The organism is Pseudomonas macauensis (assembly GCF_047902425.1).
Classification (GTDB): Bacteria; Pseudomonadota; Gammaproteobacteria; order Pseudomonadales; family Pseudomonadaceae; genus Pseudomonas.
In genome coordinates this window covers 3,948,529-3,961,784 of the sequence record NZ_CP138377.1, presented here as the reverse complement: position 1 = coordinate 3,961,784, position 13,256 = coordinate 3,948,529, and the positions used below count along the sequence as shown (strand labels likewise).

At 64.5% G+C, this 13,256-nt stretch carries 2 protein-coding genes; both read right to left on the bottom strand.

The features are described 5' to 3' along the window. Nucleotides 1-9 precede the first annotated feature (9 nt). Nucleotides 10-6,342, bottom strand: coding sequence for a beta strand repeat-containing protein (locus SD196_RS18095; RefSeq protein WP_416310508.1), 6,333 nt, complete (start codon nucleotides 6,340-6,342; stop codon nucleotides 10-12). A 263-nt stretch (nucleotides 6,343-6,605) separates the two neighbouring features. Further along, complete coding sequence (locus SD196_RS18090) at nucleotides 6,606-13,004, bottom strand: DUF5801 repeats-in-toxin domain-containing protein (RefSeq protein ID WP_416310507.1); 6,399 nt, start codon at nucleotides 13,002-13,004, stop codon at nucleotides 6,606-6,608. Nucleotides 13,005-13,256: the final 252 nt, after the last annotated feature.

Here is a 13,256-nt window from a genome sequence, read left to right as displayed (position 1 = left end):
CTCGATGGATCAGGCGCTGCCGTGCACGATGTCGGTATTGAGCAGGTCGACCCCGACCACGGTGATGGTCGTGGTTTGTCCGCCCGTCTCATGAACCGCGACGACACTGTTGGCGCCGGTATTGTCGATCGTGAAGGTGGAGGCCTGGTCGCCATTGAGCACGATCGCGTCCCGGTGGCCGGCGGCTACGTCGAAACCGGTGACCTGGTACGTATTTTCGATGCGTGACAGATCGACGTTGAAGGCATCACGCGCACCGCTGGTGCCCGCCAGCGTGTACTGGAAGGTTGCGCCGGCGCCGTCGTTGGCGAACAGGTTGGCGGCGAACGAACTGCTCGCGGTATCTCCGTCCTTGTCGGTCACTGTGGCGTCGAACGACAGCTTGACGTCGCTGGCCAGGCTTTCGACCTGCTTGATGAACTCGATCGTTGGGATCTTGACTTCGCCCTTGCCCATGGTGAGTTGTACCGCATCGATCAGCTTGGTGCCCACCGTCTGCACGGTGAAGGACGTCTGTCCGCCGGCCTCCGCGTGCAGGTCAGCGGCTTGCACCTTGATCGGTGCACCGGACGTCGTGCCGTCATCGTAGTAGGCGGTGTAGTACAGCTCTTCCGTGGCGGGGTTGTAGCCCTGCACCGAGTTGTCGATGTAGACCTTCACGGCGGTCAGCAAGCTCTCGGGGTTGACGACGAAGCTCTCGTCACCGGCGTTGATGCCGGCTGTGCCGTTGCCCTGCAGGAGGTTGTTGGCGATGCCGATGCCTGAGGTGCTGACGTTCATGGCGCTCGAGCCGATGAATGACGGCAGGGGGTTGGTCTGCAGTTGCGCTTCGGTGGGGTCGGTCGCCCCGAGCCCGATACCGGTCAGGATGCTGTTGGCGCCGGTCTGCGGAGCCAACGGGTTGGCGCCGAAGAAGACGACATGCTCGGTGCCGATGGTCAGCGTGCGCACCGGGTCCGGGCCACCGGCATCCAGCGAGCCGTCAGCACTGCTGAGCACGAGCGTCGAGCTGAAGCCCTGCACCAGGTCCAAGGTGTAGCTGCCGTCGGCAAAGGCGGTCAGCGTGTAGTCGACGGTGGTATTGGCCGTTGATGCGTTGTTGTCGAAGTCACCGGTCAGGGTCCCGGCGAAGTGGAACGCGCCATTGACGTCCGGCGATGGCGACTGCTCGACGAGCGTACCGGTTCCGGTGGTGGTCGTGTTGTCCGGCCTGACGAGGGTGAACCCGGTCAACGAAATGTCCAGGCCGGCCGCGCCCAGTCCATCGGCGCCGTACGCCTTGTCCCAGTACCCGGTCTGCGGAAGGATGCTGCCGGTGCCGATCAGGTTGCCAAAGGCCAGTGTCGGCGTGTCGTCGTCGACGGTGATGACCAGTTTTTCGGCCGCTGCGGTTACCGTGTCGCCATCCTTGTCAGTGGCTTGCAGTAGCGTGCCGAGGTTGATGTTGATGTCGTTCTCGTTGTTGCCGGTCGGGTGATCCAGTGGGCCGAGCAGGGTGAAGGTGTAGGCACCCGCCGCGGTAAGGGCCAACGTGAACACGTCGACTGCGCCGGCCTTGGCGGTCAGGGTGTTGCCCGAGACACTGTAGGTCAACGCAACCCCGCCGGAGCTCAGTGCTTGCAGGGCGCTGGTGTCACTGGATAAGCCATAGGTCAGCGGCACGTCGGCGCCGGACTGGAATATGCCGGTCACGCTGCCGCTGGCCGCGGTGGCCTCGCCAGCCACGTCGCCGATGCCGCCAGGGATGCCGCCCGGCAGGCCGTCTTCGTCGACGGTGCCGGTCACCGGAGATCCGGTGGCAGTCGGTGTGTCGTCGTCAACCGTGATGACCAGTTTCTCCGCCGAGGCCGTCACGGTATCACCGTCGAAGTCGGTGGCTTTGAGCAGCGTGCCGAGGTTGATGGTGATGTCGTTTTCGTTGTTACCGGCCGGGTGGTCCAACGGGCTGATCAGGGTGAAGGTGTAGGCGCCTGTCGTTGCGTTCAGGCTGAAGGTGAACACGGTAGCCGCACCGGCCGAGGCGGTGAGCAGGTTGCCCGAGACACTGTAGGTCAACGCCACCCCGCCGGAGTTCAGTGCCGGCAAGCCGCTGGTGTCGGTGCCCAGGGAGTAGGTCAAGGGGACATCTGCGCCGGAGTGGAAGATGCCGGTTACGCTGCCGGTGGCGATGGTGGCCGTGCCGGGGACGTCGCCGACTCCGCCAGCGATGCCATTGGGCAGGCCATCTTCGTCGACGGTGCCGGTTGCCGCACTTCCGTTGGCGGTCGGGGTGTCGTCATCGACGGTGATCACCAGTTTTTCGGCCGCGGCGGTCACCGTGTCGCCATCCTTGTCAGTGGCTTTCAGCAGCGTCCCCAGGTTGATGGCGATGTCGTTCTCATCATTGCCAGCCGGGTGATCCAGCGGGCCCAGCAGGGTGAAGGTGTAGTCCCCCGCTGCGGTCAGGCTGAAGGTGAACACCGTGTTGCCGCCCACGCCGGCCGTGGCGGTGAGGGTGTTGCCCGAGACGCCATAGACCAGGGCGGTGCCGCCGGAACTCAGTGCCTGGAGGGCACTGGTGTCACTGGACAAGCCATAGGTCAGCGGCACATCGGCGCCGGAGTGGAAGATGCCGCTCACGCTGCCGGTGGCCACGGTGGCTTCACCGGCCACGTCACCGACGCCACCGGTGATGCCATTGGGCAGGCCGTCTTCGTCGACGGTGCCGGTCGCAGGCGTCCCGGTTGCGGTCGGCGTGTCGTCGTCAACCGTGATGACCAGTTTCTCGGCCGCGGCGGTGACCGTATCGCCATCCTTGTCGGTGGCCTGCAACAGCGTGCCGAGGTTGATGGTGAGGTCGTTCTCGTCATTGCCAGCTGGGTGGTCCAGCGGGCCGAGCAGCGTAAAGGTGTAATCACCCGTCGCAGTGAGGCTGAAGGTAAAGACGGTGGCACCGCCCGCACCGGCCGTGGCGGTGAGGGTATTACCCACGACGCTGTAGACTAACGCCGTACCGCCGGAACTCAGTGCCTGGAGGGCACTGGTGTCACTGGACAAGCCATAGCTTAGCGGCACATCGGCGCCGGACTGGAAGATACCGCTCACGCTGCCGGTGGCCACGGTGGCTTCGCCGGCCACGTCGCCGACACCACCGGCGATGCCATTGGGCAGGCCATCTTCGTCGACGGTACCGGTCGCAGGCGACCCGGTCGCGGTCGGCGTGTCGTCGTCAACCGTGATGACCAGTTTCTCGGCCGCGGCGGTCACCGTATCGCCATCCTTGTCGGTGGCCTGCAACAGCGTGCCGAGGTTGATGGTGAGGTCGTTCTCATCATTGCCCGCCGGATGGTCCAGTGGGCCTAGCAGGGTGAATGTGTAGTCACCCGTTGCGGTCAGGCTGAAGGTGAAGACGGTGGCGCCACCCACACCGGCCGTGGCGGTAAGGGTGTTGCCCAGGACGCTGTAGACCAGCGCCGTGCCGCCGGAACTCAGTGCCTGCAAGCCGCTGGTGTCAGTGGACATCGAATAGCTCAACGGCACATCGGCACCGGACTGGAATATGCCGGTCACGCTTCCGCTGGCAACGGTGGCTTCGCCGGCCACGTCGCCGACACCACCGGCGATGCCATTGGGCAGGCCGTCTTCGTCGACGGTGCCGGTTGCCGGGGTACCGGTCGCGGCCGGGGTGTCGTCATCGACGGTGATCACCAGTTTCTCGGCTGCGGCGGTGACCGTATCACCGTCCTTGTCGGTGGCTTGCAGGAGTGTGCCGAGATTGATGGTGAGGTCGTTCTCGTCATTGCCTGCCGGGTGATCCAGCGGTCCGAGCAGGGTGAAGGTGTAGTCACCCGTTGCGGTCAGGCTGAAGGTGAAGACGGTGGCGCCACCCACACCGGCCGTGGCGGTAAGGGTGTTGCCCAGGACGCTGTAGACCAGCGCCGTGCCGCCGGAACTCATGGCCTGCAGGCCGCTGGTATCAGTGGACATGGCATAGCTCAGCGGCACATCGGCGCCGGACTGGAAGATGCCGGTCACGCTGCCGCTGGCGACCGTGGCTTCGCCAGCCACGTCGCCGACGCCGCCCGGTATGCCATTGGGCAGGCCATCTTCGTCAACGGTGCCGGTCGCCGGGGTACCGGCCGCGGTCGGGGTGTCGTCATCGACGGTGATCACCAGTTTTTCTGCCGCGGCGGTCACCGTGTCGCCATCCTTGTCGGTGGCTTTCAGCAGCGTCCCCAGGTTGATGGCGATGTCGTTCTCGTCATTGCCAGCCGGGTGATCCAGCGGGCCGAGCAGGGTGAAGGTGTAGGCACCCGCCGTCGTCAGGCTGAAGGTGAACACGGTGGCGCCGCCCACACCGGCCGTGGCAGTGAGGGTGTTGCCCGAAACGCTGTAGACCAGCGCCGTACCGCCGGAGCTCAGTGCCTGCAGGCCGCTGGTATCAGTGGACATGGCATAAGTCAGCGGCGCATCGGCGCCGGACTGGAAGATGCCGCTCACGCTGCCGGTGGCGACGGTGGCTTCACCGGCCACGTCGCCGACACCGCCTGGTATGCCATTGGGCAGGCCATCTTCGTCGACGGTGCCGGTCGCGGGAGTGCCGGTCGCAGATGGTCCATCGTCTTCAAAGATCATCTTGGAGCCGATTTCGCCGGTCGCGGTGGCGACCTGGAGCAGCTTGAACCCACCGACGTCGAAGTCGGCGTGGTCATTGCCCGTGGCGTTGATGGGGGCTCCGTTCTGGACGAGTACGCGGTTGTGATCCAGCAGCGTGGTGTACTCGATCTTGTAGCCGGCCTTGACGCCCGTAACGGTGGCAACCCCGGCATTGAAACTGATGGCGATGGTCGGATCATTCACCGAACCATCCGAGTTCTCGATCACCTGTCCGGTGCTGATGTTGATGACACGCACACTGTTGATGGCGATCGCTGTGTCATTGCCATAACCGTTGATGAAGTTCACACCCGACTCAACCGCGGTGCTGAACGCACTTATCGTGACCACGGCACTCTTGCCGCTTTGCAGCTGCACGATGTCGAAGCAGGCCTTTTTCGTATCGAGCATGCCGGTAAAGTCGATGTTGGCTTCAACATCCGCTTCGTTCTGGTCCAGGTTGGGAACGGTCACGTCCTGCCGCGCACCGGTGACGAAGGAGAACCGGATGCCTTCCTGTTCCACGATCATCTGGTTGTTGGTGCCGAAGGTGGTGGGGCCACCGCCCTGGCTGGTATTGATGGTGTCACCGGTATTGATGTTGGCGCCCGACGACTGGTCCGCGGGGTCCTTGCCGGTGGCGATGATGGTAGGGCTCGAGATCCGCACGACGTTACTGGCGTCGGTAAAGGTTGTCGGGTTCTCCGAGGTGAACATCAGGAACAGGTTCTGCCCGGAGGGTGCGTTGGCCAGGCTGAAGGACAGGTCCTGGCTGGTGCCGATGAAGACCTTGTTCAGCAGGTTGACGGCATCATCGGGGTTGGTGGCGTCCGGGTGCTGGAGCGGTTGGTATTCTACGGTCCAGATCTTGCCGCCCGTGGGTGGCGTTCCGCTTTCCTGGATATAGGCCGCCAACACTATCGGTCCGGCCGCGCTCCCGGCCCGGCCTATCAGGACGTTGTTGTTGACCGAGTCCGTATAGAGAAGGATGTGGGTGCCATCGAGGGTCAGCAGCCCGCTGTCCAGACCATTGAGCGCCACGCCACCGCTATCGGTGAAGCGGACATCGGTAATGCTTCCGCCGGGCAGTGGATTGAGGGTGAACGCATTGCTGCCGTTGTCGCCAACCGCGCCGGTGTAGCCACTCAGTGCGGCGCCCGTGGCGGTGCCGGCTCCCAGCGCGCTCAACCGGTCAGAGAAGGCCGTGGGCAGGGAGGCCAGCAGGATGTCGTTATCGTCGGCATCGCCCGCGGGGCTTGGCGTGGCCGTGGCGTTCTGCAGTCCGGCGGTTTCGTCCTGGGTAACGGTCACGCCGGTCGCCGCGACGACCGGGTCGTCGGTGAAGGAGGTCGTTGCTACGGCCCCGTCGCTGGAAGTTGCGGTGAGCAGGAATGTCGCGCCGGCCGAGTCGTCGGGATTCACATACCAGGAGGTGGTGATGCTGCCGTTGATCTTGCCGTCGAGATCACCGGTGCCGCCGTCGGTCACGGACCAGGCGTCGTGTCCCGCGCCAGAAGCGCCTGCGAGCATGTCGTCTGAGGTGCCCCAGATGCCATCGGAGCCGCTGCCCGTGGCGTGTTGCACCTGGAATATCACCGTGCTGCCGGCGGCGAAGCCGTCGGCCGTGATGGTGGCTGTGCTACCAGGGGCATAGTCTTGCTGGTCGGTGGTAACGGTGGGGGACGTGTGTTTCGTGCGGGTGGTCATGGCTTTCTCCCAGGCAGTACCCATCAGGCAGGCCGGAGCGGTGGCCCTTTACTGCCACATACCACCACTATGGAGATGTGCCGGAGATTGGGCAGAGGCCGATACTCCCAGGCGGGATGGGAGATTCGGCCTATCTGCAAGGCGAGCGAAGATATCGCTCTCCACGCCTGGCGGCGTGCGAGCGTTGATTGCAAAGCGGCTGGGGCGGTGGAAAGCGAGGGTGGTTTCCACGCCACCCTCGCATCCAGTCAGTTGCCCGTTGGTCAGACGGCGCCGTGCACGATATCGGTATTGAGCAGGTCGACGCCGACCACGGTGATGGTCGTGACCTGTCCCCCGCTCTCGTTGACCGTCACGACGCTGTCGTTGGTGTTGTTGTTGATCGAGAACGTGGAGGCCGGGTCGCCATTTAGCACGATGGCGTCGTGGTGGCCTGCGGTCACATCGAAGCCGGTGACCTGGTACTTGTTCTCGGGCCGTGACAGGTCGACGTTGAAGGCATCGCGCGCACCGGTCACGCCTACCAGCTGGTAGTCGAAGGTCGAGCCGGCAGCCTTGTTGGCGAACAGGTTGGCGGTAAAGGCACTGGTCGACGTGTCACCATCCTTGTCGGTCACCGTGGCGTTGAACGACAGCTGGACGTCGCTGGCCAGGTTTTCGGTCTGCTTGATGAACTCGATTACCGGGATCTTGACCGTGCCCTTGCCCATCGTGAGCTGGACCGCGTCAATCAGATGCGTGCCGTCCCAGTTGACCGTGAAGGACTTCTGCCCCCCGGCTTCCGTGTGCAGGTCAGAGGCCAGCACTTTGGTGGGCGCTCCCGAGGTCGTGCCATTGTCGTAGTAGATCGTGAAGTACAGCTCTTCCGAGGCGGGATCGTAGCCGCCCACCGAGTTGTCGATGTAGACCTTCATGCCCGTCAACAAGGTCTTGGGATTGATGACGAAGCTCTCGTCACCGGTATTGATTCCCGCCGTGGTATTGCCATCCAGATTGTTGTTGTTGATGCCGATGCCCGAGGTGCTGACGTTCAAGGCACCCGTACCGATGTACGACGGCAGAGGATTGGTCTGCAGTTGCGCTTCGGTGGGGTCAGGCGCCCCGATCCCAACGCCGCTCAGAATGGAGGCCGGGTCCGGATCCGGATTCGGGGGGGTACCGATCTGCGGAGCTGTCGGAACTGCGTTGAAGAAGACGATCTGCTCGGTACCGATCGTCAGGGTGCGTACCGGGTCCGGGCCGCCGGCATCCAGCGAGCCGTTGGCACTGCTGAGTACAAGCGTCGAGCTGAAGCCCTGCACCAGATCCAGCGCGTAGCTGCCGTCGGCAAAGGCGGTCAGTGTGTAGTCGACGCTGGTATTGGCTGTTGAGGCGTTGTTGTCGAAGTCACCGGTCAGGGTCCCGGAGAAGTGGAACGCGCCATTGCCGTCCGGTGATGGCGACTGCTCGGTGAGCGTGCCGCTCCCGGTGGTGGTCGCGCCGCCGGGTCTGACCAGGGTGAACCCCGTCAACGAAATATCCAGGCCGGCCGTTCCCATTCCGTCGGTTCCGAACGAGTGGTCCCAGTACCCGGTCTGCGGGAGGATGCTACCGGTGCCGACCAGGTTGCCGAACGCCAGACTCGGGCCGTCGTCTTCGAACGTGAAGGCGCTACCGATATTGCGGGTTGCCGAGGCGGTGTCGCCGTCGCCATCGGTGATGGTGGCGGTCAGCGTCACCAGGTTGGCTGCCGCCAGAGTGGCCGCGGAGGCGCCGTTCTCAACCGGGTCGGTCGGGTCGTTGTGCATCACCGAGTGGCTCTGTACCAGGGTCACGGCGCCGGTATTGGCGGCAACCGAGATCGTCAGCGCGATGGCCCCGGCTGCATCAGCAAGACCGCCGGCAGTGCCAACCCGGCCCAGGACCGAGCCGCCTTGCAGGAACAGGAAGATCTTGTTGCCTGTCAGCGAATCCACCAGGCCACTGTCCACGCCGCCGGGGGCGCTCACGCCCAGTGCGTAGGTGATCGCATCGGCATCCTGGACGTTGTCGTCGTTGGCATCCTTGAAGCCGTCCTTGCCGAAGTTCGAATCGAACAGGCCGGCAAAGCTGGTCGGGCCGGCGGTGTCCGGGATATCGGTATCGTCGGTGGTCAGCGTGGGGGCCGCCGTCTGGTTGCCGCTGATCGACGGGCCGTCGTCCTCGAACTTGAAGGCGGCGCCGATGTTGCGGGTTGCCGAGGCGGTGTCGCCGTCGCCATCGGTGATGGTGGCGGTCAGGGTGACCAGGTTGGCCGCAGCCAGCCCGGCTGCCGAGGCACCGCTCTCAACCGGATCGGTTGGATCGTTGTGTACCACCGAGTGGCTCTGGACCAGGGTCACGGCGCCGGTATTGGCGACGACCGAGATCGTCAGCGCGATGGCTCCAGCCGCATCGGCCAGGCCGCCGGCAGTGCCGACCCGGCCCACGACCGAGCCGCTTTCCAGGAACAGGAATATCTTGTCGCCCGACAGGGTGTCGACCAGGCCACTGTCCACGCCGCCGGTGGCGCTGACGCCGAGTGCGTAGGTGATTGCATCGCCATCCTGGACGTCATTGTCGTTGGCATCCTTGAAGCCGTCCTTGCCGAAGTTCGAGTCGAACAGGCCGGCAAAGCTGGTGGGGCCGGCGGTATCCGGGATGTCGGTATCGTCGGTGACCATCGGGGGTACTGCCGTCTGGTTGCCACTGATCGTCGGACCGTCGTCTTCGAACTTGAAGGCGGCGCCGATATTGCGGGTTGCCGAGGCAGTGTCGCCGTCGCCGTCGGTGATGGTGGCGGTCAGGGTGACCAGGTTGGCCGCAGCCAGCCCGGCCGCGGAGGCGCCGCTCTCAACCGGATCGGTCGGGTCGTTGTGTACCACCGAATGGCTCTGGACCAGGGTCACGGCGCCGGTATTGGCGGCGACCGAGATCGTCAGCGCGATGGCTCCAGCCGCATCGGCCAGGCCGCCAGCAGTGCCAACCCGGCCGACGACCGAGCCGCTTTCCAGGAACAGGAAGATCTTGTCGCCCGACAGGGTATCCACCAGGCCGCTGTCCACGCCGCCGGAGGCGCTGACGCCCAGTGCGTAGGTGATGGCGTTGGCGTCCTGGACGTTGTTGTCGTCGGTGTCCTTGAAGCCATCCTTGCCGAAGTTCGAATCGAACAGGCCGGCAAAGCTGGTCGGGCCGGCGGTGTCCGGGATATCGGTATCGTCGGTGGTCAGCGTGGGGGCCGCCGTCTGGTTAGCGCTGATCGACGGGCCGTCATCCTCGAACTTGAAGGCGTCGCCGATGTTGCGGGTTGCCGAGGCGGTGTCACCGTCGCCGTCGGTGACGGTGGCGGTCAGGGTTACCAGATTGGCTGCCGCCAGGGTAGCCGCGGACGCGCCGCTCTCAACCGGATCGGTCGGATCGTTGTGTACCACCGAGTGGCTCTGGACCAGGGTCACGGCGCCGGTACTGGCGTTGACCGAGATCGTGAGTGCTGTGGCTCCGAGCGGATCGGCCAGACCGCCGGCGGTGCCAACCCGGCCGACGACCGAGCCGCTTTCCAGGAACAGGTAGATCTTGTCGCCCGACAGGGTATCCACCAGGCCGCTGTCCACGCCGCCGGAGGCGCTCACACCGAGCGTATAGACGACCGCGTCCGCATCCTGGACGTTATCGTCGTTGCTGTCCTTGAAGCCATCGTTGCCGAAGACCGGTGCGTTGAACAGGCCGGCAAAGCTGGTCGGGCCTGCGGTGTCCGGGATGTCGGTGTCATCGGTGGTCAGCGTGGGTGCCGCCGTCTGGTTGCCGCTGATCGACGGGCCATCGTCCTCGAACTTGAAGGCGTTGCCGATATTGCGGGTTGCCGAGGCAGTGTCGCCGTCGCCGTCGGTGATGGTGGCGGTCAGGGTGACCAGGTTGGCTGCCGCGAGACCTGCCGCGGAGGCGCCGCTCTCAACCGGGTCGGTCGGATCGTTGTGTACCACCGAGTGGCTCTGTACCAGGGTCACGGCGCCGGTATTGGCGCCGACCGAGATCGTCAACGCGATGGCCCCGGCCGGATCGGCCAGGCCGCCGGCAGTGCCGACCCGGCCGACGACCGAGCCGCTTTCCAGGAACAGGTAGATCTTGTCGCCCGACAGGGTGTCCACCAGGCCGCTGTCCACGCCGCCGGGGGCGCTGACGCCAAGGGCATAGGTTATGGCGTCCCCATCCTGGACGTTATTGTCGTTGGCATCCTTGAAACCGTCCTTGCCGAAGTTCGAATCGAACAGGCCGGCAAAGCTGGTGGGGCCGGCGGTATCCGGGATGTCGGTATCGTCGGTGGTCAGCGTGGGTGCCGCCGTCTGGTTACCGCTGATCGTCGGACCGTCGTCTTCGAACTTGAAGGCGTTGCCGATATTGCGGGTTGCCGAGGCGGTATCGCCGTCGCCGTCGGTGGCGGTGGCGGTCAGGGTCACCAGGTTGGCCGCTGCCAGACCGGCGGCGGAGGCACCGCTTTCAACCGGATCGGTTGGATCGTTGTGCACCACCGAATGGCTCTGAACCAGGGTCACGGCGCCGGTATTGGCGGCGACCGAGATCGTCAGCGCGATGGCCCCGGCCGGATCGGCCAGGCCGCCGGCAGTGCCGACCCGGCCGACGACCGAGCCGCTTTCCAGGAACAGGTAGATCTTGTCGCCCGACAGGGTGTCGACCAGACCACTGTCCACGCCACCGGAGGCGCTCACGCCGAGCGCGTAGGTGATCGCGTCCGCGTCCTGCACATGGTTGTGGTCGGCATCCTTGAAGCCGTCCTGGCCGAAGGCCGCGGTGAACAGGTTGGCAAAGCTGGTGGGGCCGGCGGTGTCCGGGATGTCGGTATCGTCGGTGGTCAGCGTGGGCACCGTGGCCTGGCTGGCACTGATCGAGGGGCCGTCATCCTCGAAGATCATCTTGGAGCCGATTTCCGCGGTCGCGGTGGAGACCTGGAGCAACTTGAAGCCGCCGATATCGAAGTCGGCGTGGTTGTTGCCCTTGGCGTCGACGGCCGCGCCGTTCTCGATGAGCACGCGGTTGTGATCCTGACTCGTGGTGTATTCGATCCTGTAGCCGGCCAGGACGCCGGTGATCGTTGCAACTCCGCCATTGATGTTTATGACAAGGCTTGGGTCAGTGACCGTGGCGCCGGTACTGATGTTGATGACCTTTACATTGCTGATGGTGACGGGCGCATCTCCGGCATAGCCGTTGATGAAGTTCACGCCCGTTTCAGCCGCGGTGCTGAAGGCGCTGATCTTCACGACCGCACTCTTGCCGCTTTGCAGTTGAACGACATCGAAACTGGCCGTCCTCGCGCCGAACATGGCGGTAAAGTCGATATTGGATTCCAGGTCCGCTTCGTTCTGGTCCAGGTTGGGGATGGTCACATCCTGCCGGGCACCGGTGACGAAGGTGAAGCGGATGCCTTCCTGCTCCACGATCATCTGGTTGTTGGTGCCGAAGGTGGTCGGGCCACCCGCCTGGCTGGTATTGATCGTGTCGCCCGTCGTTATGTTGAGGCCGGCCGACTGGTCGGCGGGGTCCTTGCCGGTGGCGATGATGGTGGGACCGGAAATACGCACGACGTTATTGGCGTCGGTGAACGTTTGCGGGTTGGCTGTGGTGAACATCAGGAACAGGTTCTGCCCGGAGGGTGCGTTGGCCAGGCTGAAGGTCAGGTCCTGGCTGGTTCCGATGAATACTATGTCGCTCAGGTCGAGGGCATCGTCGGGGTCCGTGGCGTCCGGATGCTGGAGCGGCTGGTACTCAACGATCCATATCTTGCCGCCCGAGGGCTGCTGCGGTGTGGGTGGGACTTGTTCGATATAGGCCGCGAACACGATTGCGCCGTTTTCGTCCGCGCCGTTTGCGTCCCCTACTCGGCCCAGGAGGACGTTGTTGTCGGTCGAATCGGTATAGAGATAGATGTGGGCGCCGTCGAGGGTCAGCAGTCCGCTGTCCACGCCATCGAGCGCCGCGCCATTGACATCGGTGAAGCTGACGTCCTGGATGGTTCCTCCGGCGGCAGCGTTGATGGTGAACGCATTGCTGCCGGTGTTGCCCGCCGCACCCGTATAGCCACTCAAGGCTTCGCCCGTGACGGTACCGGCCTGTAGCGCGGTCAAGCGGGTAGCGAAGGCCGTGGGCAAGGCCAGCAGAGCGTCATTGTCGTCATCGTCTCCCGCAGGAGTTGGTGTGGCGGTGTGGTTCTGCAGCCCGGTGGTTTCGTCCACGGTAACGGTCACACCGGTCGTCTCGATGAGCGGACTGTCGGTGAAGGAGGCTGTCGCCGTCAGGTCGCCGGACGCCGCGGTGAGCAGGAAGGTCGCGCCGGCCGAGTCGTCGGGGTTCACGTACCAGGAGGTGGTGACGCTGCCGTTGACCTCGCCGTCGAGGTCGCCGGGGCCGCCGTCGGTCACGGACCACGGATCGTGTCCCGCGCCGGAGGTTATTTCGATCACGTCGTCGGGCGTGCCCCAGATGCCATCCGGGCCGGCGTCCGTGACGTGCTGTACCTGGAACGTGATGGTGCTGCCGGCTGCGAAGCCGCTGGCCGTGATGGTGGCCGTGCTACCGGGTGCGTAGTCTTGCTGATCGGTGCTGACAGATACATCGCTCATGGGCGATGCATTTTTCTTATGGGTAGTCATGATGTTCTCCCGCGCAGTTTCCATCGTTGGGGCGGGCCGTTGGCCCTGTACGGCTAGATGCCACTACTATGGGGAAGCGTCGGGATGGCTCGCATCGGCGGATACTCCCAGGCGGGATAGGAGTTTCAGACTACCTGTGAGGGGAGGATTGGCAGGGGATGCGCGGGTTATTTCGTTTCTGAATTAAAGCGGGCGCGGCGGCCACGGCGGCCGGAAACGCCTGATCGTCGCCCATGAAAAAGCCCGCATCGT